At 68.7% G+C, this 25675-nt stretch carries 27 protein-coding genes; 13 read left to right on the top strand and 14 right to left on the bottom strand.

Features of this window, described 5'->3' with window-relative positions:
• The first annotated feature begins 144 nt into the window (after positions 1 to 144).
• Positions 145 to 1056 carry a class I SAM-dependent methyltransferase gene (locus tag H0B56_RS05870; protein WP_180891913.1) on the top strand — a complete coding sequence of 304 codons (912 nt, stop codon included), beginning with the start codon at positions 145 to 147 and terminating at the stop codon, positions 1054 to 1056.
• A 30-nt stretch (positions 1057 to 1086) separates the two neighbouring features.
• Here the strand turns inward: H0B56_RS05870 and mce are convergent, their stop codons facing one another.
• The gene (mce, locus tag H0B56_RS05875) at positions 1087 to 1527 is read right to left on the bottom strand and encodes a methylmalonyl-CoA epimerase (RefSeq protein WP_180891914.1); all 441 of its coding nucleotides are present in this window, start codon (positions 1525 to 1527) and stop codon (positions 1087 to 1089) included.
• Between the two features lie 153 nt (positions 1528 to 1680).
• On the opposite strand from mce, the gene H0B56_RS05880 reads away from it, so the two are divergent.
• The gene (locus H0B56_RS05880) at positions 1681 to 2868 is read left to right on the top strand and encodes an acetyl-CoA C-acyltransferase (RefSeq protein WP_180891915.1); all 1188 of its coding nucleotides are present in this window, start codon (positions 1681 to 1683) and stop codon (positions 2866 to 2868) included.
• 9 nt (positions 2869 to 2877) lie between these two features.
• Positions 2878 to 3843, top strand: coding sequence for a methylmalonyl Co-A mutase-associated GTPase MeaB (gene meaB / locus H0B56_RS05885; protein WP_180891916.1), 966 nt, complete (start codon positions 2878 to 2880; stop codon positions 3841 to 3843).
• Between the two features lie 55 nt (positions 3844 to 3898).
• Here the strand turns inward: meaB and H0B56_RS05890 are convergent, their stop codons facing one another.
• The 6 genes from H0B56_RS05890 to H0B56_RS05915 are packed head-to-tail and all read right to left on the bottom strand — an operon-like array spanning position 3899 to position 12113.
• Positions 3899 to 5707, bottom strand: a complete 1809-nt coding sequence (locus tag H0B56_RS05890; protein WP_180891917.1) for a right-handed parallel beta-helix repeat-containing protein — start codon at positions 5705 to 5707, stop codon at positions 3899 to 3901.
• Between the two features lie 21 nt (positions 5708 to 5728).
• Positions 5729 to 6901: a glycosyltransferase gene (locus H0B56_RS05895; protein WP_180891918.1), complete on the bottom strand. Its 1173-nt coding sequence runs from the start codon at positions 6899 to 6901 to the stop codon at positions 5729 to 5731.
• Entirely contained in the window at positions 6898 to 8280 is a 1383-nt protein-coding gene (locus tag H0B56_RS05900) for an O-antigen ligase family protein (protein ID WP_180891919.1), read from the bottom strand. The genes H0B56_RS05895 and H0B56_RS05900 overlap by 4 nt, the downstream gene beginning before the upstream one ends.
• Positions 8280 to 9656 (bottom strand): tyrosine-protein kinase domain-containing protein, encoded by a 1377-nt coding sequence (locus H0B56_RS05905; RefSeq protein ID WP_180891920.1) that lies wholly within the window; start codon positions 9654 to 9656, stop codon positions 8280 to 8282. The genes H0B56_RS05900 and H0B56_RS05905 overlap by 1 nt, the downstream gene beginning before the upstream one ends.
• A gap of 49 nt (positions 9657 to 9705) precedes the next feature.
• Entirely contained in the window at positions 9706 to 11451 is a 1746-nt protein-coding gene (locus H0B56_RS05910; protein WP_180891921.1) for a WecB/TagA/CpsF family glycosyltransferase, read from the bottom strand.
• Entirely contained in the window at positions 11448 to 12113 is a 666-nt protein-coding gene (locus H0B56_RS05915; protein WP_180891922.1) for a sugar transferase, read from the bottom strand. The genes H0B56_RS05910 and H0B56_RS05915 overlap by 4 nt, the downstream gene beginning before the upstream one ends.
• Before the next feature lie 636 nt (positions 12114 to 12749).
• On the opposite strand from H0B56_RS05915, the gene ccrA reads away from it, so the two are divergent.
• From ccrA to H0B56_RS05940, 5 genes are all read left to right on the top strand, one after another.
• Positions 12750 to 14096 (top strand): crotonyl-CoA carboxylase/reductase, encoded by a 1347-nt coding sequence (gene ccrA / locus H0B56_RS05920; protein WP_180891923.1) that lies wholly within the window; start codon positions 12750 to 12752, stop codon positions 14094 to 14096.
• Between the two features lie 82 nt (positions 14097 to 14178).
• Positions 14179 to 15351, top strand: coding sequence for a DivIVA domain-containing protein (locus tag H0B56_RS05925; RefSeq protein WP_180891924.1), 1173 nt, complete (start codon positions 14179 to 14181; stop codon positions 15349 to 15351).
• 124 nt (positions 15352 to 15475) lie between these two features.
• Positions 15476 to 15925: a universal stress protein gene (locus H0B56_RS05930; protein WP_180891925.1), complete on the top strand. Its 450-nt coding sequence runs from the start codon at positions 15476 to 15478 to the stop codon at positions 15923 to 15925.
• Positions 15926 to 15963: 38 nt separating this feature from the next.
• Complete coding sequence (locus H0B56_RS05935) at positions 15964 to 16968, top strand: adenylate/guanylate cyclase domain-containing protein (protein WP_343063773.1); 1005 nt, start codon at positions 15964 to 15966, stop codon at positions 16966 to 16968.
• Positions 16969 to 17449: 481 nt separating this feature from the next.
• Positions 17450 to 18007, top strand: coding sequence for an Rv1352/Rv1906c domain-containing protein (locus H0B56_RS05940; protein WP_180891926.1), 558 nt, complete (start codon positions 17450 to 17452; stop codon positions 18005 to 18007).
• Between the two features lie 140 nt (positions 18008 to 18147).
• Here the strand turns inward: H0B56_RS05940 and H0B56_RS05945 are convergent, their stop codons facing one another.
• Complete coding sequence (locus H0B56_RS05945; protein WP_180891927.1) at positions 18148 to 18336, bottom strand: DUF397 domain-containing protein; 189 nt, start codon at positions 18334 to 18336, stop codon at positions 18148 to 18150.
• On the bottom strand, positions 18333 to 19181 hold the full coding sequence (locus tag H0B56_RS05950) for a helix-turn-helix domain-containing protein (RefSeq protein WP_180891928.1): 849 nt from the start codon (positions 19179 to 19181) through the stop codon (positions 18333 to 18335). Before H0B56_RS05950 ends, H0B56_RS05945 begins: the two co-directional genes overlap by 4 nt.
• A gap of 143 nt (positions 19182 to 19324) precedes the next feature.
• Between H0B56_RS05950 and H0B56_RS05955 the strand changes: the two genes are divergently transcribed.
• The 3 genes from H0B56_RS05955 (at position 19325) to H0B56_RS05965 (ending at position 20214) form a co-directional block, all read left to right on the top strand.
• Positions 19325 to 19501 (top strand): hypothetical protein, encoded by a 177-nt coding sequence (locus tag H0B56_RS05955; RefSeq protein WP_180891929.1) that lies wholly within the window; start codon positions 19325 to 19327, stop codon positions 19499 to 19501.
• Positions 19498 to 19728: a hypothetical protein gene (locus tag H0B56_RS05960; RefSeq protein ID WP_180891930.1), complete on the top strand. Its 231-nt coding sequence runs from the start codon at positions 19498 to 19500 to the stop codon at positions 19726 to 19728. Before H0B56_RS05955 ends, H0B56_RS05960 begins: the two co-directional genes overlap by 4 nt.
• 228 nt (positions 19729 to 19956) lie before the next feature.
• Positions 19957 to 20214, top strand: coding sequence for a hypothetical protein (locus tag H0B56_RS05965; protein WP_343063774.1), 258 nt, complete (start codon positions 19957 to 19959; stop codon positions 20212 to 20214).
• A gap of 82 nt (positions 20215 to 20296) precedes the next feature.
• Here the strand turns inward: H0B56_RS05965 and H0B56_RS23590 are convergent, their stop codons facing one another.
• Genes H0B56_RS23590 through H0B56_RS23595 form a run of 3 tightly spaced genes read right to left on the bottom strand, consistent with a single transcriptional unit; the run spans position 20297 to position 21256 of the window.
• A complete protein-coding gene (locus H0B56_RS23590) occupies positions 20297 to 20728 on the bottom strand; it encodes a DUF6941 family protein (protein WP_425484494.1) in 432 nt (143 codons plus the stop codon).
• Positions 20728 to 21030, bottom strand: coding sequence for a hypothetical protein (locus tag H0B56_RS05970; RefSeq protein WP_180891931.1), 303 nt, complete (start codon positions 21028 to 21030; stop codon positions 20728 to 20730). Before H0B56_RS05970 ends, H0B56_RS23590 begins: the two co-directional genes overlap by 1 nt.
• Positions 21023 to 21256, bottom strand: coding sequence for a colicin E3/pyocin S6 family cytotoxin (locus H0B56_RS23595; protein ID WP_180891932.1), 234 nt, complete (start codon positions 21254 to 21256; stop codon positions 21023 to 21025). Before H0B56_RS23595 ends, H0B56_RS05970 begins: the two co-directional genes overlap by 8 nt.
• A 229-nt stretch (positions 21257 to 21485) precedes the next feature.
• Between H0B56_RS23595 and H0B56_RS05980 the strand changes: the two genes are divergently transcribed.
• Complete coding sequence (locus H0B56_RS05980; RefSeq protein ID WP_180891933.1) at positions 21486 to 21998, top strand: HNH endonuclease; 513 nt, start codon at positions 21486 to 21488, stop codon at positions 21996 to 21998.
• Positions 21999 to 22079: 81 nt separating this feature from the next.
• Here H0B56_RS05980 and H0B56_RS05985 read toward each other — a convergent pair whose 3' ends face one another.
• Together H0B56_RS05985 and H0B56_RS05990 are read right to left on the bottom strand one after the other, a co-directional pair.
• Entirely contained in the window at positions 22080 to 23321 is a 1242-nt protein-coding gene (locus tag H0B56_RS05985; protein WP_180891934.1) for an aldehyde dehydrogenase family protein, read from the bottom strand.
• A gap of 91 nt (positions 23322 to 23412) precedes the next feature.
• Entirely contained in the window at positions 23413 to 24150 is a 738-nt protein-coding gene (locus H0B56_RS05990; RefSeq protein WP_180891935.1) for a M50 family metallopeptidase, read from the bottom strand.
• A gap of 173 nt (positions 24151 to 24323) precedes the next feature.
• On the opposite strand from H0B56_RS05990, the gene H0B56_RS05995 reads away from it, so the two are divergent.
• A complete protein-coding gene (locus H0B56_RS05995; RefSeq protein ID WP_180891936.1) occupies positions 24324 to 25661 on the top strand; it encodes a DUF222 domain-containing protein in 1338 nt (445 codons plus the stop codon).
• Positions 25662 to 25675: the final 14 nt, after the last annotated feature.

Consider the following 25675-nt stretch of genomic DNA (forward strand, 5'->3'; position numbering starts at 1 on the left):
TCACGTTCTTCGACGTGGCCGTCTCCTCGATCGGTAGCGCTACTGAAGGGCGTAACGACAACCCCTGTTATGTCGTTACGCATGAATGTAGAAGGTTGTGAACGCGAACCACTAATCGTTCGCACTGACCACGGGAGTGTGCTGATGGAAATGGCCGGATCCAGGGAGAATGCGCGCGAGAGCGCATCCACCACCTGCTCGCAGGCTCGGCCGGTCGAGGCGGCGCGTCCGGGCGAGGTGGCTTCTCCGGTGGAGAGTGGACACGAGAGCCTGCCTGCCGGGGTGCTGGGCAAGACGCGCGACCGGCTTCGTGCCAACGACGCGACCTGGCTGGCCTACCACCTGCTGCACAGGGCGACCGCACGGGCGGGCCGGTTCTTCGACGCACGGGCACGTGCGCGGGAACGCGCCAAGGACCTACCCGGCGTGAACACCCGGGACTACAACCGGAGGCTGTGGACCGACTACGACTGGTCGCGTTCGGGCGAGGAGTGGACCCCGTCCGCCGAGTGGCGCCAGTCGCTCGTCGACGACGTACTGGTGCCCGCACTGCCACAGGACGCGGACGCCCTGGAGATCGGGCCGGGAGCCGGGCGATGGAGCGGGGAGCTCCAGCCACGGGTGCGCTCGCTCGTTCTCGCCGACATCAGCCCCGCGGCCATCGACCTGTGCCGGGAACGGTTCGCGGCCTGCGACAACGTCTCGTTCGCCGTCAACGACGGGCAGCACTTACCTGCCGTGCCACGAGAGTCCGTCGACTTCGTGTGGGCCTTCGACGTGTTCCTGCACATCGCACCGCTCGACCAGCGTGCGTACGTGTCCGAGCTGGCCAGGGTCATGCGGCCCGGCGCCGTCGGCGTCATCCACCACCCGGGCGACGGGGGCTCGGCAGAGGGGTGGCGGTCGGCCATGACCGGCGAGCTGTTCGCCGAGCTGCTGCACGACAACGGCTTGCTCCCGGTGCGCCAGTTCCGGTCCTGGGGTCCGGGCGGCCGCTTCGAGCTCGCCAACCCGGGCGATGTCATCACCGAGTTCGTCAAACCCCGGGCGATGTGACCGGGGTTTCGGGCACCCCGGGGACGTGTGTCACGCCTGCGCGGGCTCGACCAGCTCGACGAGGACGCCGCCCGCGTCCTTGGGGTGCACGAAATTGACCCGGCTCCCGGCCGTGCCCCGCTTCGGCTCGGGGTAGAGCAGGCGCACGCCGTTCGCGCGAAGCGCGGCCGACGTCTTCTCGATGTCGGCGACCCGGTAGGCGAGCTGCTGCAGGCCCGGCCCCTTGGTGTCGAGGAACTTGCCGATGGTCGAGTCCGGCGTCAGTGGAGCAAGCAGCTGCACGGCCGTACCGGTCTCGTCACCACGAGGGTGCAGCATGGCCTCACGGACCCCCTGCTCCTCGTTGACCTCGATATGCGTTGCCTCGAGGCCGAAATTGTCCCGGTAGGAGGCGATGGCGGCATCGAGGTCGGCGACGGCGATCCCGACGTGGTCGATCGCCGTGACGTAGGGCTGGAGCGCATCGTTCATGCGCGTCAGGGTACGGGCGCGCGGGTGCCGTCGCGCGTACGAGGTCGGCTTCGTCACACCTGTGAATCGGGGACACACGCTCTGGGCCGTCCCCCGTGCCCGCTGTATGGTCGGTGAAAGGCCAGACATCGCTTGTGATTTGGAGGCGCAACCGTGTCCCGTTCCGTCATCGTCGCCGGTGCCCGCACACCGATCGGCCGGTTGTTGGGTTCGTTGAAGGACTTCTCCGGGGCACAGCTCGGGGGTGTCGCCATCGGGGCGGCGCTGGAACGCGCGGGGGTCGCTCCCGAGACGGTGCAGTACACGATCATGGGGCAGGTCCTCACCGCGGGAGCGGGCCAGATACCCGCGCGCCAGGCAGCCGTCGAGGCCGGAATCCCGATGGACGTACCGGCACTGACGGTGAACAAGGTCTGCCTGTCGGGGCTGGACTCCATCGCGCTGGCCGACCAGCTCATCCGGGCAGGCGAGTTCGAGGTGATCGTCGCGGGCGGCCAGGAGTCCATGACGCAGGCACCGCACCTGCTGCCGAAGTCACGCTCCGGGTTCAAGTACGGCGACACGGCGCTTGTGGACCACATGGCCCACGACGGCCTGCACTGCGCTTTCGACCAGGTCGCGATGGGCGCCTCCACCGAGAAGTACAACAGCCGGTACGGGCTGGGCAGGCAGGAGCAGGACGAGTTCGCGGCCGCGTCGCACCAGAAGGCCGCCAAGGCCGCGGCGGACGGCACGTTCGACGCGGAGATCGCTCCGGTGACGATCCCGCAGCGTAAGGGCGAGCCCACCGTCTTCGACACCGACGAGGGGGTCCGGGCCGACACCACCGCGGAGGGGCTCGGCTCGCTGCGGCCCGCATTCGCCAGCGACGGCACGATCACCGCGGGCACCGCCTCCCAGATCTCCGACGGGGCGGCGGCGGTCGTGGTGATGAGCAAGGACAAGGCCACCGAGCTCGGGCTGCCGTGGCTCGCCGAGATCGGCGCACACGGCGTCGTCGCCGGCCCGGACGCCAGCCTGCACGAGCAGCCGTCCAACGCGGTCAAGGCCGCACTGGCGAAGGAGGACGTGGCGACCTCGGAGCTGGACCTCGTCGAGATCAACGAAGCGTTCGCCGCCGTCGGTCTGGTCTCCACCCGGCAGCTGGGCATCAGCCCGGACATCGTCAACGTCAACGGGGGTGCGATCGCGCTGGGACACCCGATCGGTGCCTCGGGGGCGCGGCTGGTGGTGCACCTCGCCCACGAGCTGAACCGGCGTGGCGGCGGTCTCGGCGCCGCGGCGCTGTGCGGTGGCGGTGGGCAGGGCGACGCGCTCGTGCTCAAGGTCGACCGGAGCTGACCCCGCGCCGTGCCGATACCGGTTGATGTCGACGACCTGATCGCTCGCGCGCGAGAGGGCCAGCCACGAGCGGTTGCCCGGTTGCTGTCGCTCGTCGAGGACGCCAGCCCGCACCTGCGCGAGATCGCGCGCACGTTGACTCCCTACACCGGCCGGGCCCGGATCATCGGGTTGACCGGCCCACCGGGAGCGGGCAAGTCGACGTCCACGGCGATGCTGCTCTCCGCGCTGCGCGCGCAGGGCAAGCGCGTCGCCGTGCTGGCGATCGACCCGTCCTCGCCGTTCTCCGGAGGAGCGTTGCTCGGTGACCGGATCCGGATGGGCGAGCACGCGACCGACCCCGGCGTGTTCATCCGCTCGATGGCCACGCGCGGCCACCTCGGCGGGCTCGCCTGGGCCACCCCGCAGTCCGCCCGCGTGCTGGACGCGGTCGGCTTCGATGTGGTGCTGATCGAGACCGTCGGCGTGGGCCAGTCCGAGGTCGATGTCGTGCAGCTGGCGGACAGCACGGTCGTGCTGCTGGCCCCCGGTATGGGTGACGGTGTACAGGCGGCCAAGGCCGGGGTGCTGGAGATCGCGGACATCTTCGTCGTCAACAAGGCCGACAGGGACGGTGCGGACGCCACGATCCGCGAGCTCACGGACATGCTCTCGGCGAGCAGGCGGGAGATCACCGGACCGTCGTGGCGGCAACCGATCGTGCGCACCGTCGCCTCCCGGGGCGAGGGTGGCGACGACGTACTGGATGCCCTCGCGCGGCACCACAGCTGGCTGCTCGACACCGGCGAGCTGGCAGGTCGCAGGAACGAGCGTGCTCGCGCGGAGGTGGAGGCGATCGCGCTACGCCAGGTGCAGGCCGAGTTCGCCGGTCTGCACGGCGGCGAGGCCGTGCGGCTGCTCGGCAAGCGGGTGGCCGACGGTGAGCTCGACCCGTACGCGGCTGCCGATGAGCTCGTCGCCGGATTGCGACGCTGAACCCGGCGTCGGCGTGCCGGCCGGCCTCCCTTGTGCGGGAGGCCGGCCGTTTCGCCTACGGCTCCACCGTGATGACGTGCTCGGCGGAGTCGGCCTGGCCCTTGGTGTTCCACACGGTCAACGACACACGGTAGGTACCCGGCTCGGTGTAGCGCACCGTGCCGTCCGCGCTGCGCGGCACGCCGGTACCGAGGTCCCACTGCTCGTCGGATATCCCCTCGGAGTCGGTGGACCGGCTCGTGAACGTGACCGGCTCGCCGACGGTGGCCGTGGAGGGCATCGCGATGGCGGCGTCCGGCGGGTCCCACCCGTCGGTCGCCCACTCGCCGGAGGTCAGCCCGTCGCAGTCGCCGGCACAGTCGTTACCTGCCCAGCGCATGTTGCTCGGCCACGCGCCGAGTGACCAGTTGGCGGGCTCGCTGTTGCCGGAGAACGTGTTGCCGAGCACCGCGAGGTAGTCGGCCTGCACGCCCGCACCGCTGACCCCTGCTCCGGCGTTGTCGGTGATAGCCAGGTCGTCCAGGGTGACGAAGCGGGTGTCGTGCCACAGCAGTACCCCGTGACCGTCGCCTCGCTCACCGGTGCCGTCCGTTCCCGTGACCCCGCACGGCTTGGTGCCGCCCCCGCTCGCCGGGCACGTACCCCCGCGTGCGTAGACGTACTCGATGCCGCTGAGCCCGTCGTTGTCGGCCATCAACCACAGCCCGGTCTCCCTGGCGTTGCGGAAGTCGTTGCGTACGGCGGTCACTCGCCGGGTCGTGAAGCCGTTCCAGGCCAGGACGGCACCGCCGTACTGCACGCCGGAGTCGACGACGTTGTCGGCCAGCACGGCATCGCGCACGTTGCCGACCTCGAGCCCGATGAACCCGTCGGCTCCCGCTCTGGTGTCGACCACCCTGTTGCGGCGGATGCCGACGTTGTGCGAATGCACCACGCTGATGCCGTGGTCCAGCCGGTTGTCCTCGATGACGGAATCGTGACACCGGTTGTACAGCTCGATACCGAGGCTGCTGTCCTCGTCCACATCGGTCACCGTGTTGGACCGGATGGCGATGTGTCTCGCCGTACCCGCCGACTGATCCAGACCGGACGATGTGGCACACACGATACCCCTGCCGCCGACGCCGTCCACCACGTTGCCGGAGATCCTGACGTGTTCCGACCTGGCGATGTCGCTGTCGCCGTGCGTGCTGATACCGATCCCCTCACCGCTGCGCTCGGGATCGATGTCGACGACGTGGTTGCGTTCGATGACGACGTCGCACACGTTGCCCATCCGGATGCCGTGCGACCACAGCGGCTCCAGCTCGCGGACCTCCGTGTCGTGCACGTGCACGGTCGGCTGATCGCCACGGGTGCAGGTCCCCGAGTCCCAGCCGTTGTTCCACGAGCGGATCCCGAACTGGACCCAGGTGGCGTCGGTGGCTCGCAGCGCGAGGTCGGCGATCTCCACGCCGTCGACGGGGCCGGTGGTGCAGGAGTCGTGGCCGTCCGGACGGTCGTTGACGGAGATCATCGGTTTGCCTTCGATCCCGCACACCCTGCCGACGAACATGCGCATCGGGGTGGCCCGGATGACGGTGTCGTCGCTGCCCGCACCGAGCAGCGTCGTGTCAGGCTCGGTGATGTCGATGGTGTCGTTGATGTAGAAGGTACCGGCACACAGCTGGACCGTCGGCCCGTCCGCGTCCTGGATGTTCGCGTGGTCCAGCGTGCCGCTGAGATCCCCTGTCGGTGCGATGCAGTCCTGTGCCCGCGCCGTGTCGTGCGCGCTGAGCGTGCCACCGGCCAGGATCGCCACCGCGAGGGCGATGATCCCGGTACGGGTCCCGGCACGCGCGAGTGCTCCCTTGAACGTACTCACTTCCCTTCTCTTCTCGGCGAGTCATCCCGCCCGAACCTCCTCGATCGCCTCGGCGTAGGCGCCGAGCAACGCGCGGCACACCGCCGAGGGCGTGTAACCGCGTTCGAACAGCTCGCGGGCCCGAACCCCCGAGGAATCGACGGTGCCGTCGGAGGTCAGGGAAGGCAGCGCCGCCGCCCAGGCGCGCGTGTCGGAGGCCGGCACCAGCCACTCCGGACCGAGCCCGCCGACCACCTCGGCCGGTCCCGCCACGTCGGCACTGAGCACGGGAAGGCCGGCAGCCATCGCCTCGAGTGCCACGAGACCGAACGTCTCGTAGCACTCGCTCGGCACGACCAGTGCCCGTGCCGAGCACATGGCCCTGCGCACCTCGGAGGGCGAGGTCCGGCCGGCGATACGTACGCCGGCCGGGGCGCTGCGCTCCAGCCGCTCGCGCTCGGGCCCGTCACCGAGCACGAGCAGGCGTAGCTCCCCCATCGCGTCCGCGGACGCGCGCCACGCCTCGAGCAGGGCATCCACCCCTTTCTCCCGCGACAGCCTGCTGACACAGAGCACGGTCGGCGAGTCCGACGGGCGGGCCGAACGCGGCCCGGGGTCGGTGACGACGTTCGGCGCGACGGTGATGCGTCCGGCATCGAACCCGGCCTGGACATGGATGTCCTTGACGAACCGGGAGGGCGCGACGAAGCGGGTCACGCGGTCCCACGTGGCACGCTCCCTGCCCACCGAGAGCGTCGCGGCGGCCACGGCCGACTGCGCGCGGGAGTCCCGGTAACAGCCGTGCCGCACGGCGCGCCAGGTGTGGGTGCCGAGGCAGTCCGTGCACGTACCGCCATCCCGGAACAGCAACCCGTTCGCGCACAGCAACCGGTAGTTGTGCAGGGTCATCACGACCGGCACGCGCTCGGCGTGCAGCGCGTCCACAACGGATGGCGAAAGGCCGAACCACCAGTTGTGCAGGTGTGCCACGTCCGGCCGGACGCGCCGGGCGGCACGCCGAGTCCCCGCGTAGCTCGCCGGGTTCCACACCGCACCCGCGAACGCGGCAGCCGCGCCGGCCCCCGAGGAGCGGTTGCGCGTGCGGACCCTGTCCACCCGGTGCCCCGCCGCGGTCAGCAGCGAGGCCTGGGCGTCGGCAGCCGCGTCCTCCCCGCCCGGCTGCGCGTACTCGTTGTGGATCTGCAGGATCCTCATCCGTGCCTGCCCTCCACCGGTCGATGCCGGGTTCCGGGCAGCGTGAACGGCGGCGCGGCACCGCGCGCGCATGCGACGGCGCTGAGATGCCCGAGCGCCCAGTAGTAGGGAACCGCGCCGAACGGTGCCTCCATCACGACGCCGACGATCCCGACCCAGGGCATGCCGACGGCGATCATGATCGCGACCACGTCGACATCGCTGACCCTGGCAGGCGATGCCCACCCCACGAGGTAGGCCAGCCGCCAGCCGACCAGGGTCAGCGCGGCGACGATGCCGAGGCCGAGCAGCCCGAGACGCGCCCACGCGCTCAGCAGGTAGTTGTGTGGCGAGCGCACCGACTCGATGTCACCGCCGAACATCTCGACGTCGGCCTTCGAGTCGACGAGGAAGTGCGGTCCGAAGCCCACGCCGAACACGTTGCGGGCCGCATCCTCCTGGAAGTACTCCACCAACCGCTGCCACGACTGGTACCGCGCCGACATGGTTCCCTGCGCCCCGCCGACGTCCTCTGTGGGTTGCCACAGGCCCGTCACGCTGGCGGTCATGCGCTGGGTGGCCTCCCCCTGCGCACCAAGCGCGACCACCCCGGGCAACAGGATGAGCACAAGGGCGAGGGCCCACCTCCTCCCGTGCCGGTTCGCGCCGTCGGCACGGCGCCGCAACAGCGCGACGGCGAGCAGCGCCATGAGCACACCGAGAAGCGCACCCCGCGAGCCGAGGGCCAGCGACAGCGCCAGCCCCACCCCGGCCAGCGCCAGGTTCACCGGAACGGCCTTTCCGGACAGCGCCTTGTGCAGCGCGAGCCCGGCGAGCAGCCCGCAGATCATCCCGTCCACATCGCGCCGCGCGAGGAACAGCTCGACGCCGTCACCGACGGCGGGGATGGCGTGGACAACCCCGGGAGCGAGCACGAACACGGCGATCCACGCGGCGTGCAGGGCCAGGATCACCATCATGGCCCTGTCCATCCACGGCACCGCCGTTCTCGCCGGCGCGAGGACGAGGAAGATCACGACGGCGTAGGCGTAGGGAGCCGCGTCGCGCAGCGCGTCGAGGGTCCACTCGCCGAGCGGGAGCCAGGCCGCCGTCAGCACGAGCAACCCGAGAGTGGTCACCGCGAGCCATGTGTCGATCGGGGCGCGCCTGCTCCGGTGAGTTGCCACGCCGAGTACCCGATCGGCGATCACCACGGCCAGGACGATGTCCACGACGAACGGTGGCGTTCCGGTGGGTAGGTAGCTGCCCCACCGGGACGTGGCCAGCAGGAAGAGCGCGAGGACGAACGGACCGTAGCGCTGCAGCCGGTCGTGCACGGGGGGCGTTCGCCACGGCGCGTCGAGCGGCCCCGCCGGATCGCGACGTCCGGGCAGTGGCATCAGGCGTTCCTGCCGCTGTTCGAGGGAATGCCCGGGCCGGCTCGACCGGCGCCCGCCTTCCGTACGAACGGTCGCGCCGGCTCGGCGAGCACCACACCGGAGATGTCGGTGCCCGCCGCGGTCAGCTGCGCGAGGGCCTGGTCGAGCTCGCCCCGGCTGGTCCGCCCCGTCTCGAGCACGAGAACGGTCGTGTCGGTCCGGCCGGAGAGGGCGACCGAGTCGGACTGCCACGACACCACGGGGCCGTCGATGATCACGGTGTCGTAGTGCGGCGAGACCTCAGCGAGGAACTCGGTGAACCGCGCGACGTCCAGCCGAGTAGCGCCCGGCCGCGCGCCGGAGCCGACCGTGACCACGCCGAGTGTGGTCCTGTCGTGCCGCTTCTGCGGGGACATATCGATCACGATGTCGTCCAGCCCGGCCGTACCCGCCAGGAAGTCCGCCAGCCCCGGCCCGCCGTCGCGGTTGAGCTGCCCGGCGAGGCGGGGGGCGCCCGGGTCGGCTTCGACCAGCAGCGCCCGCTCGCCTTCCTCGGCGCTCAACCGCGCCAGCAGCGCGGCGACCGTCGAACTTCCGTCCTCATCGGACACACCGGATACCAGGACGGAGCGGTGGGCCGTGCCGCCCGCGCGCACGGTCGAGTGCAGGCGGCGTACCGACTCCCAGGTGCCGTCCTCCCACGGTCCGGGCGCGAGCAGCGGCTGCTTGGCGTGGTCGTGCGGTACCGCCACGCGCCCAAGTGCCTCGGCGCCGAAAGACGCGCGCAGGTCTCCGGCATCGCGGACACGCTGATCGAGGATCTCGCGAACGATCGCCAGCCCGAGCCCGGCGAGCAGGCCGACCACAGCGCCCACCGGTACATGGCGCCACCAGCCCGGTGTGACGGCTCCGGCGGGGTCGGCTTCGGTGGCGACCATCACCGTCAGGCCGGAGCCCCGCTCGGCGAACAACGTGTCGATCAGCGCGGAAGCGTGCCCGGCGGCGGAGTTGGCGATGAGCGCCGCTTGCTGGTCGTCGCTTCCGGTCGCGCTGAGGTCGATCACGTAGGTGTCCGTCGGTACGCGCGTCTCCAGCCGCTCGGCCAGCTCGAGGGCCGTGAGGTCCAGGCCGAGCTCACCGATCACCGCTGCGGCGACACGGTGCGAGCCTGCCAGCTCCGCGTAGGTCTGCATGCCGCTCGAGGAGAGCAGGGACGGCGCGAGCGGGGCCTGCCCCACGGGTTCCTCGCTCGGCGTGACGACCAGCCTGGCCGATGCGGAGTGGGTGGAGCCGGTCGCGTAGCCGGTCACGAGTCCGGCGAGCATGCAGACCAGCACGACGGCGGCCAGTGTCCGCCAGCGGCGCCGCAGCGTGTGCGCGAACTCTTCGAGCGTCATAGGGGTACCGCCTTGTCGGGATGTGTTTCCGCTGACCGGTGCGGTGGCCTCAGCGGGTCAGCAACCAGGTGCTTGACGGGAAGTGGCCGCCGGAGCGCTCCTCGTCGATGCCGGCGGTGGTGGGCAGGGGCCGGAAGTCGGGAAGCACCCGCCGCAGCTCGTCCGGCCTCGCGTGGTGCAGGGCCGACTGGCAGGCCAGGACCGCGAAGTGCTGGTTCCCGGTCAGCAGCGCGGTGAGCAGGGCGGTTTCCTGCCAGTCCCACACGTCGCCGAGCACCCAGGGCGAGTACAAGTACGGCAGATATATGTCGTGGATGTGCACGAGGACCCCGGGTGGTAGCGCGGGAAGCAGCTCCAGGTAGATGCGCTGCACCTCGGAGCCGGTCTTGAGTACGTGGGTGGAGTCGATGAACAGCAGGTCCCCGTCACCCAGCTCGGCGAAGACCGACGTATCGACCTGCTGGGCAGGTGTCTCGGCGACCTCGACGTGGTCGAGCCCGCGCAGCTCCTCCGGCATGTAGGGGTCGATCGCGAGGATCCCGGCCCCGCGCCGCCCCTCGGCGACGTTGCGGCCGACGGCATCGGACATCACGGCCGTCGATGCGCCACTGCCGATCTCGATGATCCGCCCGGGCGCCATCGTGCGCACCACGCAATGCAACACCTGGGCCTCGATCGGGCCGTACCGGAACGCGATACCCCGCCCAGCGAGCCTCGGCAGGAAGGGAAAGCCGCGTACCTCGTGGAGGTACCCCGAGCACATCGCCTCCAGCCAGCGCAGCTGCGCGTCCGTATCCCAGCCGATGGCGCGCGGCTCGATCTCCTTGCGCCAGAGCGGCTGGTTGCGGCGTAGCCACGCCCTGTCGGGCACCGGGGAGTAGTAGTGCGTCGGCAGGACATGGACCCGCGCGCGCTCGAGCGTGCCGAACACCGCGCGCGCGACCCGCCTGGCCCGTCCGGGCGGGGCGATCCGGTCGGGGCCCTGCGGTGCCGCCGAATCGCGCGGGCGGATCTCGCGCAGGCGCGGCGGCCTGCGCAGCACCGAGGCCACGAATCGGGGGTTGTTCCTCAGGTAGCGGGGAGCGAGCCTGCGCGGGGCCGTGCCCATGCGGTACAGCCATTCGAAACCGGTCGGGCGCACCCACGCGGGGGCCTCGCTGCCGACGCCGGCGTGGATGTCGAAGGCGGCGCCGAAGCCGAACATCGCGGGCGCCTCGATGCGCCCGCTGGCCCAGGACATCCACTGTTCCTGCTTGGGTGTCGACAACCCCACCATGACGATGTCCGCGCCGGAGGCGTTGATCCCGGCGACCACCTCCGCTTCCTCCTCGGCGGTGAGCGGCCGGAACGGCGGCGAGTAGGCTCCCACGATGCTGATGCCCGGGTACCGCGCCCGCAGGTTCCGCGCGAGCAGCTCAGGGGTCTGCTCGGCCCCGCCGTAGAGATATACCCGCCACCCGTCGCGCGCTGCCCGTCCGGCGACGGCAGGAAGCAGGTCGGGGCCGCGCACCCGTCCCATACCCGCAGCGCCCGCGTAGCGGCCCGCCCACAACAGCGGTGCACCGTCCGGAACGGTCAGCCCCGACTCGTTGTGGATGCGCATCAGCTCCGTGTCGTGCTGCGACTCCATCACGCCGTGCACGCCGGTGACGCACACGTAGTGCTGCTCGCGCTGTTCGACCCACCGGGTGACGGTGTCCAGCGCGTGCGGCAGTGAGGTCACGCTGACGCCGACGCCGAGCACGTCGACGCGCGTCTCGGTCCGCGTCCCGGGCCGCTCTGCCACTGAAGTCATCGATGACCACCCCCGCTCGCGATGTCGTGGCGGGGCACGAGGAACCGTGCCGCGCCGACGACACGGATGTGCATCTCGGAGACCCATCCCCTGCCGACGGCCCAGCGCGGCACGCTCTGCAGCGCGATCGTGCTGCCACCGAGCATCATCAGCAGCGTGCGCCAGAGGATCCACAGGTCCATCCGCACCGACCCGTACTGCAGGTAGCAGAAGTCGTACGCCGGGCGTTCGTGCACGAGGTGGTCACGTTCGTGACCGATCTGCCACAGACCGGTGCAACCCTGCCGCACCAGGCACCGCGCATCGCGGTACCCGGGATGTGTCGGTTCCCAGGCGTCCGGCATCTTCGGCCGGGGCCCGACAAGGCTCAGCTTGAACAGCGGCACGAGCCACAGCTGCGGCAGCTCGTCGAGATGGCGGCGCCGCAAGAAGGCGCAGAACCGGTCGACCGGAATCACCTCGCCACCATTCTTGAGCGCGTACGGAGCTGTTCGTTTGGACAACGTACGCAGCTTGGGAAACATTACCGTGCTGCCGTTGTGACCAATTCTGTAGTGCCGGAAGAACGGCCACTGCCTCATCCGGGCGCCGAGTACGGCGGCGAGGACGAGAATCGCCGGGGTGGCCAGCACGGCGAGTACCGTACCCAGCACCAGGTCCATTCCACTCTTGACGATGCGCTGCGTCCGGTTCCCGGCCGCGCCGGGACTTCCTCCTGGATACCCTCCTGGGCTTCCTCCCGAGTTCCCCGCCGGATTCCCCGCTGGGTTTCCCGCTGGTCTCCCTCCGGGCCTCCCCATGGGGCCCGCTCCGGGTGTGCGTACCGGCCCGCCAAGAGGGGCGTGCCGGGGTGCCGCGTACCGCCGCGGTTCGGTCACCGTCACTCGTGTGCCGTGAGATAGCAAATCGTGCACTCCATACAGTGAATACGGGCGAACCTTCGCGCGCAGGCCGGTCCCGTCCGGTCAGCGAGTATCCGTACGAACCCTTGTGGGGTCTGCCTCTAGCTCGCACAACGGCCCGGATTCCATCCGGTTACGGATCAGCACAAAGAATTACGCGAATACTTTTGAAGAATATCTTTCACAGTCTCGAATGATGAATTTCGTTCGGCATTCACCCGAGGGGGCCGCACGCGACCACGACCGCCCTGCTGGACGCGCAGCCGGAGCCCGGGCCCGCACACCCTCCGGGACTCACCCGTTCAGCGCCCCTCGACTACTCATCAGTAGCTTGCGGTCCCCGCGCTGTGGTTGAATCGCCGGATCAGCACGACACGGCACGAGCACGGAGGCACCATGGCAGAGCACGCGCTGAACGAGATCACGCAGGCCATCAGCACGGACAACCTGGACGCGATCGCCTCGCTCCCCGTGCCGCAGACCTTTCGTGGTGTCACGGTGCATGCCGACGACGTGGACCTGTTCGACGGCATACCGAGCCAGGAGAAGGACCCGCGCAAGTCGCTGCACGTCGACGAGGTGCCCACCCCGGAGCTCGGTCCCGGTGAGGCGCTGATCGCCGTGATGGCCAGTGCCATCAACTACAACACCGTCTGGACGTCGATCTTCGAGCCGATCCCCACCTTCAAGTTCCTGCGCAAGTACGGCAAGCTCTCCCCGCTGGCCGCGCGGCACGACCTGCCGTATCACGTTGTGGGCTCCGACCTGTCCGGTGTTGTGGTGCGTACCGGGCCAGGGGTGCACAACTGGAAGCCCGGCGACGAGGTCGTCGCGCACTGCTTGAACGTGGAGCTCGAAGGCCCGGAGGGGCACAACGACACGATGCTGGACTCCGAGCAGCGCATCTGGGGCTTCGAGACGAACTTCGGCGGGCTCGCCGAGGTCTCGCTGGTCAAGTCGAACCAGCTGATGCCCAAGCCTGCGCATCTGACCTGGGAGGAAGCGGCCTCGCCCGGTCTGGTGAACTCCACGGCCTACCGGCAGCTCGTCTCCCGTAACGGCGCCGACATGAAGCAGGGCGACGTGGTGCTGATCTGGGGCGCCTCCGGCGGCCTGGGGTCGTACGCCACCCAGTACGCCATCAACGGTGGCGCCATCCCGGTGTGTGTCGTCTCCAACGAGGCCAAGGCCGAGATCTGCCGCTCCATGGGCGCCGAACTGATCATCGACCGCAACGCGGAGGGATACCGGTTCTGGTCCGACGAGCACAACCAGGACCCGAAGGAGTGGCAGCGGTTCGGCGCGAAGATCCGGGAGCTCACCGGCGGGGAGGACCCAGACATCGTGTTCGAGCACCCCGGCAGGGAGACGTTCGGCGCCAGTGTCTACGCGGCACGCAAGGGCGGCACCATCGTCACCTGCGCCTCGACGTCGGGCTACACCCACCAGTACGACAACCGGTACCTCTGGATGAACCTCAAGCGCATCATCGGGTCGCACTTCGCGAACTACCGCGAGTCCTGGGAGGCCAACCGGTTGATCGACAAGGGTTTGATCCACCCCACGCTGTCCAGGACCTACCCGCTGGACGAGACCGGGCAGGCCGCCCTGGATGTGCACCGCAACGCCCATCAGGGCAAGGTCGGCGTGCTGTGCCTCGCCGAGGACGAGGGCCTCGGCGTCCGCGATACCGACAAGCGTGCCAGGTACGCCGAGGCGATCAACCGGTTCCGCGGTCAGTAGCCACCGAATCGAGCACCTACGGGCTGCCACGGATCGCGCACCGAACGCACCACGATCGGGGACGGCGAGGTAACGTGTCCCCATGAGTCTTGGCGAGGAACGGGAGCTAGTCCCGCTGGGAGCCGGCTTCGACGTCGCGAAGCGCGGCTACGACCGCGGACAGGTGGACGAACACCTCGAGCGCCTCGACGCCGATCTGAAGATGCTGACCTCCGATCGGGACGCCGCCATCGCGCAGGCGAGCGATCTCGCGCAGCAGCTCGAGGACAGCCGCAACGAGATCGAGGACCTACGCGGACAGGTCGAGCGGCTGTCCGTGCCGCCGACGACCATGGAGGGGCTCTCCGAGCGGCTGCAGCGGATGCTGCGGCTCGCCCAGGACGAGGCCTCCGAGACCAAGGCACGTGCCGAGGCCGAGGCCGGGCATATCCGTGCCAAGGCCGAGGCGGACGCGAGTGCCATGCGCACGCGGTACGACGAGCTGCTCGCCGAGCTCGATGCGCGCAGGCAGGAACTGGAGACCGAGCACAGGGAGGTGATGGAGCGGGCACGGGAGGAGGCCGACTCCATCATCAACCAGGCAAAGGAGGAGCGGCTCCAGCTCGACCTCGAGGCGGAGGAGCGCCGGACGAAGGTCGAGGAGGACTTCGAGGTGGCGATGGCCACCCGCCGTGCCGAGGCGATGCACGAGCTGGCCGAGCAGGAGGCGGCCAGCAAGGAGGAGGCCGACCGCAGGATCCGCGAGGCCAAGGCCGAGGCCGAGGCGACCCGCGAGCAGATCGCTCGGGAGCAGGAGGAGAGCAAGGCCGAGGCGCAGCGTCGCCACCAGGAGTCCGTCGAGGAGGCCAACCGCCGCAAGCAGGAGGCCAAGACCGAGGCCGAGGCGATACTCAACGAGGCGACGGCCGAGGCGGACCGGCGGCTGACGGAGGCCACCGACCTCGCCAACAAGCGCATCAACCGGGCGGCCGAACGGGTCGAGGCACTGCGCGAGCTACGCTCCCGCCTTGCCGAGCAGATACGTTCCGCCCGCTCGGCGATCAGTGAGGCCGACACCCTGCTCGGCGAGGCGCCCGGCCTGATCGGCAACCAGAACGGCCAGCACGAGGCGTCCGCGGAGCCGGAGGGGCACGGCTACGAGGATCTGTGGCCCCAGGACGAACCCGCGCCGGACAGCGACGAGCCTGCCTCGGACGACCCGTCATCTACTACGCACGCGCACAACGTTGACGGCAAGGGAAGCGAGTCTTCGTAACGACCGACACGAAACCGGCGCGGCGTTCGCTCGTTGCTCTGCACAGCCGGGTTCCGACCGCTAGTGTCGTGTACGCGGTCAAGCCCACTCGAGGACACGAACACCGATCTAGCAGGAGTTGCCAATGGGCGCCTACCAGACCATCGTGGTCGGAACCGACGGTTCGAAGACTTCCTTCGGAGCCGTTGATCGTGCCGCAGCCGTCGCCAAGGAAGCGGGCGCCAAGCTCGTCATCGCCTGCGCGTACTACCCGACCAGCCAGGAGGATGTCGAGCGCGCGCAGGACGTGCTGGGAGACGAGGCCTACCAGGTCGTTGGCTCCGCGCCCGCTGACGACACCCTGCAGTCCGCTCGTGACCGCGCCGTGCAGCAGGGTGCCAGCGATATCGAGATGGTTCCGGTTCGCGGTGAGCCCATCAAGTCCCTGCTGGACGTGCTCAAGCAGCACTCAGCCGACCTCCTCGTGGTCGGGAACCGGGGATTGAACACCCTCGCCGGCCGCATCCTCGGATCGGTGCCCGCCGAGGTGGCGCGCAAGTCGAGCGTCGATGTGCTCATCGTGCATACCACCTGACCGGCACGGACGGCCGCGTAGCCGAGGTGCCACCCGACGTGCCTGACGAGCCGGAACCCGGTTCCGAGCAGGCGGAGATGCGGCGCCGGGTCGAGCGTGCGCTGCTCGGCGGGGAGCGCAGGTACACCCAGCACGAGGTGGCCGCGTCCGCCGACGTGCCGCAGGAGCAGTCCCGCAGGCTGTGGAACGCGCTGGGGTTCGCCACCACGGCGGACGACGACGTCGTGTTCACCGACGGCGATGTCGAGGCACTCCGGCTCGGCGAGGGGCTCACCGAGCTGGGTGTGATCAACCGGGAGGCGCAGTCCTCTGTGGCTCGGGCGCTCGGCCACCACCTGTCGCGGCTCGCCGAGTGGCAGGTGTCCCTGTTCTGGAGCTGGTTCAACGAGCGTCCCGAGCTGTTCTCCGACGAGAACGCGATCGCCGAGACCATCGAGGCGATCGTGCCGGTGCTGGAGACGTTGCAGACCCACGTGTGGCGGCGTCACCTGGCTGCCTACGCGGGCCGCGCCCTCGCGGCCCCGGACGAGGGCCGGTGGGCGGGCAGCGAGGTGGTGGGGTTCGTCGACATGGTCGGCTACACCCGGCTGTCCAGGCGCGTCGACGACAGCGAGCTCAGCGAGGTCCTGGACCGGTTCGAGGGACTCGCGAGCGATGTGATCGCGGAACGGCAGGGCCGCATCGTGAAGATGATCGGCGACGAGGTGCTGTTCGTGGTCGACGAGCCGACCGACGGCGCGGAGATCGCGCTCCGGCTCAACGAGTACGGCAGGCGCGACTCCGCACTGCCCGAGCTGCGGACCGGCCTCGCCTACGGCCGGGTGCTGGACCGGTTCGGCGATGTCTACGGCTCTGTCGTGAACCTGGCCGCCCGGCTGACCTCGGTGGCGCGCCCCGGCAGCGTACTCGTCGACAGCGGGCTCGCCGAGGCGCTGTCCGGGGAGGCCACCTACGAGCTGCGCACCAGGCGCACCATCTCGGTGCGCGGGTACAGCAGGCTCAAACTGATCACGCTCGAACGGGCCTCCGGCACGCGGCCGTGACGGCCAGGCCCGTTCACGATCCGCGAGCGGCGCACCGGGATCCACCGCACGTTCCGCGAGCGGACGTGATTCGCTCTCAAGTTGGAGCGACACCGGGCCCGTCGAGCCAGCTACAGCAGCGTCGCAATGCCACGACCGCCCTCCTACACTGTGCGTCGTCTCGCGTCCCACCCACCGTGTAGACCGCCGAGCCCACTCTGACGTAGCACAGCACCGACGCCGTAGCCGTTCCCGTCGCGTCCCTGATCACCAGTCTCACGTCCACGGAGCCACTCGACTCGCCGCACCGCGAGAGCACGCTGCGGCTCGGCGTGACGGGTTGCGAGTCGCCAGAGTGTCGTGCTCGCCGTCCAGTCCCGGTCTCGGTGCGTTACGCCTCGTTCTACAACCACCTTCACCGTCCGCATGCGGTATCGGACAGAACGTATGTAACACCTATCAGATCATTGACGACACATATAGACCCCAAGGAGGACATAGCATGACCAATCCCTGGATCCAACCCCAGGACGCACAGCAATCCGACTCGTCCACACGGAGATTACAGCGGCGGTGGCCGTGGATCGTCGGCATCATCGGGGCGTTCCTGTTCGGCATCGCGATCGGAGCCGCAGGATCAGAGCCCGAGCCTCTCGCCGATGACGCACCTGCGGTGCAAAACCGGCTAGCAGAACTCGACGAACGTGCGGACAAGCTCGACGAGCGCGCGAATTCCCTCGACGAACTGGAGTCCGAAGTGGAATCTCGGAGCCACGACCTGGATGAGCGCGCGGAGAAGATCGAGGAGGCCGAGCTGGAGATCGAGGAGGGCACGGTCCCGGGCGACGGCGTATGGGTCGTCGGGGAGGATATAGAGGCTGGCACCTATCGCGGCAATGCCGAGGGCCGTGATTGCTACTGGGCGCGCCTGTCGGGCACATCCGGCGATTTCGGCGACTTGATCACCAACGGCAATTCAAGTGGCCCGACCGTGGTGACGATCCAAGACTCGGACGCTGCGTTCGAAACGAATCGGTGCGGCGAGTGGCGGAAGCAATGATACCTGCGCTGCGCCTCGGCATTATTGGCCGTTCCTTCTGACACCCGGGTACCGCACACTGAACGGCGCCCCCGGTCCTCGACGGCCCAGGGGCGCCGTTCAGGTAACAGGCTCGAAAGCTGATTCTGACGCTGTCAGGTTCAGGCCTGCCTGAGCTGCTCGGTGAACGCGGACCACGCGCTGAACGGCACGTCGAGGGTGCCGCCGTCGCGGTCTTTGGTGTCGCGCACCCGCGCGCGAGCAGGATCGAGGGCGAGCTCGACGCAGTTGCTCGTGTTCTGGCTCCGACTCGGCTTGCGCCACCTGCGGCCGCTGTCGGCTATCGTCATGATGTCGTCTCCATCTCATTGGCGACCTCGGTGATGAGCCCCCTGCTGCCCTCGGGGCTCATCGCCACCTGCAGTACCGTATCCACACCCTGCCGATAGATGTCGACGTCCTCGTCCTCGTGCAGAAATAGCCCCGACCTGCGGTTCTCGATCTGCACGACCGACGACTCCGACGTATCGATCAGCGTGAATGGTCCTTCCAGCCCTGGATGCCACCCGCTGGCCAACGGAATGACGCGCACATCGACATTGGGGAGCTCCGCCATCTCGCGCAGGTAATTGAGCTGCTCCACCATGATCGCGCGGTTACCGATGATCTGCCGCAGCGCTGCCTCACCGATGAGCGCCAGCACGCGAGCGGGATCCGCACGGGTGATGGCATCCCGGCGTCCGATGCGCACTGCAACACGCGTAGCGACCTCGTCCGCCGGCACACCGCCAGCCGTCATAATCGCTCGGACATAGCTACTGACCTGCAGGATGCCCGGAACCAGCAACGGCGATACGTCGGTAATCGCGGTGGCTGTGCTCTCGAGGTCGAGTAGCGCGGCGAGTTGTTGCCGTTGCTCTGGCAGGCTGACCGCCAGCCATTGCGACGCGTCCGTACCGCTAGTCATCTCGACGATCTCGTCGTACTGATCGCCGTTGACACCGAGCAACGTCAAGATCTGCGCCACGTCAGTAGGCTTCGGGATGCGCTCACCGGTCTCCCACCGCGACAACATGCCGGGGTCTTTGCCGAGCTGAACGGCAAGCCCGCGCAGGCTGATCTCGCGGCTCTCGCGGGCCTCGCGCAGGGCAGATCCGAGCGCGCGTGCCTTGGGAGTACGGGTGTTGCTGGGCATGCAACACAGCATATGGCATTACACGGCGTCACACACTATCGCCTGATAGGGGAATTGCGGACGTGTGTTGCTAATGTTGACACTATACGAACAACACAAGCAACGTCCGCAACGGCTATTCTCATCCTACCGGGGAGGGCGCCATGTTCTGGATATGGTTCGCGCTGATCGCAACCCTGCCGCCACTGCTGACACTGCCACCATGGGGTCGCCTGCAGGGATGGCTGATCCCCCGGGGATGGCAGCGCGATCCGCACGACATGCGGCCGCGCGTGGTGGCCACCCGCGACGGGTACGAGCTGGATCGGGGCGGGCTGTGAGCGCTGAACCGGTCGAGTGCGTCTGCATGGGCCACACCGATCCCGTGCACTGGACCCCCGACTGTGAGACCGCCAGGTGCCCCGAGTGCACCCGGACACGCGGTGAGTACGTCCCCCGCGCGAGCGTGCTGGTCGACTATGCGGGTCGGGAGACGATCCGCGAGGCGGACGGCACGGTGGTCGAGACCGAGCCGGACGGCACCTCCCGCGTCGTACGCCGCCCCTGATCTCCCGGGCGGTGCATGCCACCCCCGACCATGCACCGTCCGGGTTCCCACCCACACCCAAAGGTGCAACGATGAACACGAACATGGAGACGTGCCCCAAGTGCCTGGGCTCGGGGCTCGACCGCGGCAAGGACCCCTCCGGCAAGACTGCGTGTAGCAACTGTGGCGGACTTGGCGACGTACCGAAGCGACGGTGAGCCGTGCGACCTGTGCGGAGACACGGGCACAATGTCATGGCAACAGCCCTACCCCGATGGGGTGCTGCGGACCATCGAATGGCCGTGTCCGCGCGGGTGTGGCGGCCACTGGACGCACCCGGCCGCCGAGCAACACCGGGTCGTCGAGCAGCCTGACGAGCTACCCGACCGGCGTCACGAGGGCGGCAACGTCGCCGAAGCCAACCGCATGGGCGGCGACTTCATCGCCGCAGCCCTCGAACGATGGGGCATCGAGCACCCAGCACTGCGCGACGACTGCAAGAGCTAGTCACGTTCGAGCCAGGACCGCAGCCAGCTCATCTCGACCCCCACGGGCCAGCCGCGCACCTATGACGTCAGCGACATACGGATTAACGCGGCGATCGTCCCGATTTGTCGACTACTTGGAACTCGGCGTGATGGTGTTCATCACCTATTGTTAAGCGCCAGTCATAACGGCCGGGCGCAAGCTTCAAGGGGCCCACATTGACCGTGAACGCTGCCGGGATCATGGATCCGGGAGCCATACCAGGTGGGCGGCCGACTTCGACCTCGCCCTCAACCCGTATCGGATCGCTACTTCCAGTGTTAGCAGGGTTACCATCAGCGTCGATCAAGTCGAGCGTGAGTGGAATCTGCTGATTGGCGCGGTCCCACGGGACCTTCAACAGCACAGCGACACCATGGGGTTTTGTTGGAGTGCTTGTCACATCCCAACCAGCCCCTAGCATGTGAACCTTGCTGGATGAGTCGGTTACGGCATGGTCACACAGGATGAGCTTCACATCGAGAGGTGACGCCATCAGCGACTGACAAGCGGATTGTCGCTGAAGTACACGGGCTCACTGGTGGGATCGCCAATGTAACGGGTTGTCCGCTCACGGTGCTGAAGCGCGCGTGCTACGACAATGTCGCTGAGAGTCTCGTCGTGCTGTACCCACTGAGCGTACTCATCCGGTTCCAGCCCCAGGTACTCCGCCAAGCCAATTGGCTCACCATAAGGAGCGCCACCTGTGTTGTGCCAGTGGTCTACCCACTCGTCAACGTCATCGACGCGAGCGAGGCCATACAGGCAGGCATCGAGGAACGTTCCGCCGTCAGACATCGATCCTCCTCCCTGGCACAGCGTCACCGATGAGTTCACCGGTGACGGCGTCGAGTGCACCGATGTGTCTTCCTCGTTTGTTGAACACTTCGATGTGCCCATGTACATCATCCCACGTGTAGTACCGGTCATGATTGTGATTTCGCCAGCGTTTCCGCCCATCGGGTGCGCCGCATGGCTCCATCTGATCAAGGAAGCACGGAGTTGGACGTGGCACACCGCCCATCACAACCCCACGCGCTCGTACGGACACTGGCCATGACGTACCGAACCGTACAAGGGTGACGTTACGCAACCGCCGATTGGGCTACCCCAGTCACGACGGTAGCCAGCTCAGCTGACCCCAGACAGAAGTGTGGCCCCCGATCAGCGGATCCCCGAAGATCTGTCGCTGGGTAGTACAGTCACCCCTACAGCATCGCGCCGCCTGTAGTTGACATCGGAGGAACCGACCGATGGACGAAACGCATCAGTTCTTCCCGGAGCCAGCGCCCAGCGACGTGAACCCGTTTCCCGAACCGAAGACCTCGGAACGGTCCCGTGCGGTCAAGCGCAAACAAGATCGCCGTCGGCGTGAACGTATCCGGGCTAACGGACCTCAGGATGATTGCACGTTTGACGAGATCGCTGAACGTGACCACTGGACCTGCGCACTATGCGGAGAGCCGGTGGAGCGCCAGTACAACGCGCCCGACCCCCGTACGGCGAGTCTCGATCACATCAAAGACGTCGCCCTCGGCGGCACCGACACACGTGACAATGTGCGGCTTACACACTTGTTCTGCAACCAGGACAAACGACTACCTTCATCCATCGAGGGTAGGCAGAGTCTGCGTGCACTACTCGAATCTCGATACCCGGACGTCGACTTCTCTCGAATCACCGACCTTCCGGAGCGAACCACAGAAGAGACGCGAGACGATGCCCGACGAAGGTACAAGAAGAAGATTGCCAACCTGGAGCATTGATCTGGATCTGCTGTAGACATACGTCTGGCCCTCAACCCACCCATCTGGGTAGGTCCCGGGCCAGTACGATGAAACACCAGGTCACGATTTGTCGGGCAGCACCGCGTACTGGCGGACGCACAGGTCGGTGTAGGTGACCGGCCCCCGGGGTCCGGGAACCCTGTCCAGGTTGATGCCGGTCTCGGGCACCCCGAGCAGCTTGAAGCCGTCCAGCAGCCTGGTGGGTGCGTTCCAGAACACGCCGGTACCGGTGTAGGCGTCGAAGAACGTCTCGGCGGCGGCCTCGTCCTCGGTGGCGATGCCCGCGGCCAGCCCGGAGGTCTCCTCGTTGGCGACGGAAGCCGCCTCGGCGACCCCGGAGACCTCGGCCACGGTCACCGTCGCCTCCCGCTCGTCATCCAGGGCCCACTCGTACCCGAGGGGGTGCTGGTGCGGCGGCAGCGACGGGCGCACGCCGATCTCGTCGAGCGCACCCGCCACCACCGGCCACGCCTCCTCGTACACGGCCGTATCGATCAGCAGGAGGTTCAGCCGGTTGCACACGCCGAGCCGGTCCAGGCTCGTGAACATCAGGGAGCGCACCTTCTCCAGGTCGGCCTCGGCATGCACATACAGCACACCGCCCCCGTCCGCATGGGCCAGCGTCCGCACGTCGTTCGCTGCCGCGGTCCGCGCGAGCGAACGGGTCGTCTCCCCGCTGCCCCGCAGGATCACCAGCGGCACCAGGTTCGGCAGGCTGACCAGCGCTCCGGCGGCCTCCCGCTCGGCGCGGGGCACCAGCTGGATCGCGTCCCTGTCGATGCCGACCTCCGCGAGCGCCGGAGCGATCACCTGCTCGAGCAGGCGCTGCGCCGAACCGAGCGCGGCCGATCCGGTGCGGAGCACGCCTGCGTTACGGGACTTGATCAGCTGGGAGGCGATATCCACGGTGACGTTGGGGCGCGCCTCGTAGTTCGCCCCGATCACCCCGACCGGCCTGCGCCGCTCGACCAGCCGCAGCCCGCCGTCCAGGCTGGAGATCGGGACCGTGCGCTGCGGGTGAGCCGTTCCCGCTAGCAGCCGCAGCTGCTCGGCCATCCCGGACAGCCGCTCCTCGGTGATCGTGAGCCTGTCGAGCAGCCCGGCGCTCATGCCGTCCTCGCGCGCCTTAGCGACGTCGTCGGCGTTGGCTGCCAGCACGGTGTCACGTTCGCTGCCCAGCCGGTCGGCCATGACCGTCAGCGCCGTATCGATCGCTTCCTCACTCGCGGCAGCCAGCGACGGGGCCGCTCGCTTGGCGGCCGCACCGCACTCCTCGACGGCCTTGGCTACTTCGTCGACCACGTGATCCGTCCTCCGATAGTCGTTCTCTCGTGCGCCCCCATATGCCAGTGTGCCGTATTCCGCCCCGGCTCCCGATCCCAGGCGGGCGCTATCAGGAGCCGGCGTCGATCGCGCTGACGGCAGGCTCCAGCATCAGGTAACCCCCCAACGCTACGCATCCGAGCGCGAACACCAGCAGCACGCTCACCCACAGTGCCGCTGGCACTCCGGTCAACCGCGCCAGCTGGTCGGCGTCGGAGTCACGCGCCGCTCCCCTGCGCCGCTTGGCCTGCATCTCCAGGATCGGGCGCACCGACCCGAGCAGCAGGAACCACGTGATCAGGTACACGAACGACGCCTGGATCTCCGGTCCCGCGTAGAACGCGACACCGCCGAGGACCGCCGCGACGGCGAGCACGGTGAACACGCCGTAGAGGTTTCGCACCATCACCAGCACCCCGAGCGTGAGCAGGGCCGACAGGCCGAGCACCACCACCACGAGGTCAGTGATCACCAACGCACCGAAGAGCACCCCGAGCAGCGCCGGGGCCGGGTAACCGGCGAGGGTCGTGAGCACCATGCCCGTACCGGTCGCCCTGCCCCGCGAAACCGTCACCCCGGAGGTGTCCGAATGCAGGCGGATCCCTTGCAGGCGGCGACCGGCCAGCACGGCGACCAGCGCGTGCCCTGCCTCGTGCACCATCGTGACGATCCGGCGGAACAACCGCCACAGCCCGCCGGAGAACACCAGGATGAGCGCGACGGTGACGGTTACCAGTGGCACGACGATGTGCGGCTCGGGGGCAGTACCGAAGACCCGCTCCCACCACTGTTCGGCTTCGCTTGGCACGAACCCAGATCATCACACACCCGGTGCGGCACCCGGACCGGGCCCGGCTTCGGCGCGGGGACCCAGCACGACGGTGCTGCCGTCGCTGCCCGGGTTGTGGAGGGTTCGGGTGCTTGTGTGTGGTCGGCGTGTCGTTGCGGGGTGGTCGAACGTGTGTGCGATATCATTGTGGTGTGTCGGAGTTCGTGCAGGTGGTTGGTCCGGCCGGGGTGATGTTCGTCCCGGCCGGGCAGGCGCCTGCGGTCGCGTTCACACCGGAGGAGCAGGCCGAGATCCGGTGCCGCACCTTCACCGGGCAGCAGGTCGCCGAGCTGAGTGCCGAGCAGGTGATCGAGACGCTGGCCGCGGCACGGCGGATCCGGGCGCATACCGACGCGATCGAGGCGCACGCCCTGGCCCGACTGGACCAGTTGCGGGGGCAGGATCGGTATGTGGCGGATGAGGCCGCGCTCGAACTGCGGGTGTCCCGGCATACGGCGGCGTTGCGGCTGCACCGGTCCCGTCAGCTCACGCAGCGGATGCCGCGGGTGCTGGCGGCGATGGAGGCCGGGCAGATCGAGGGGGCTGCGGCCGGGCGGGTGGTCGAGGCGACCGACCTGCTCGACGACCAGCAGGCCCGCCAGGTGGACGACCAGCTGGCCGGCAAGCTTGAGGCCGGCCGGGTGAGTCCCACGAATCCGGCCAACCTGGCCCGGGCCGCGCGCAGGCTCGTCGAACAGGCCGACCCGGAGGGGCAGGCGGAGCGTGCCCGCCAGGCACGGGCGGGGCGCAAGGTGGAACTCCTACCCGGGGAGGACGGCCTGTCCACCCTGGCGGCGGACCTACCTGCCGAGGTGGCGGCCTCGGCCTACGCGCGGATCGACGCGATGGCCCGCAAGCAGCGCCACCGGGGTGATGAGCGCACCCTGGACCAGTTGCGGGCCGATGTCCACGCCACCCTGCTGCTGGGGCAGGATCCCGACGTGGCCGCCCCGGAGGCGGCGGCGACGGTGTTCCTGCACATGCCCGTCGACACCGCCCTCGGTATCAGCGACACCGGGTGCGAACTCTCCGGGTACGGGCCGCTGCCCGCACCCATCGCCCGCCAGATCATGGGTAGCCAGCAGAGTGTGTGGCGCAAGGTGCTCACCGACCCCGCCAGCGGCGCCGTCCTCGACGTCGGCCGTCGGCGCTACCGGCCCACCACCGCCATCCGCGACCTGGTGGCCGTGCGCGACGCCGAATGCACCACACCCGGCTGCCACCGGCCCGCCCAGCACAGCGACTACGACCACCTCCACGGATGGGGACGCGGCCAGAACGGCAGCACCGCCGAGGCCAACGGCGGCGCCAAATGCCGATGGCACCACCGCATGAAAGACCACCCCCACTGGACCCTCCACCACAACCCCACCAACGGCACCAGCACCATCACCACCCCCACCGGACGCCGCTACACCACACAACAACACCCACCAGCCACACAACCCGAACCCAGCGGCACCGACCCACCCGGCGACCCACCGTTCTGAGCGGTCCGACTACG

Origin of the sequence: Haloechinothrix aidingensis (assembly GCF_013450155.1) — a bacterium.
Classification (GTDB): Bacteria; Actinomycetota; Actinomycetes; order Mycobacteriales; family Pseudonocardiaceae; genus Haloechinothrix; species Haloechinothrix aidingensis.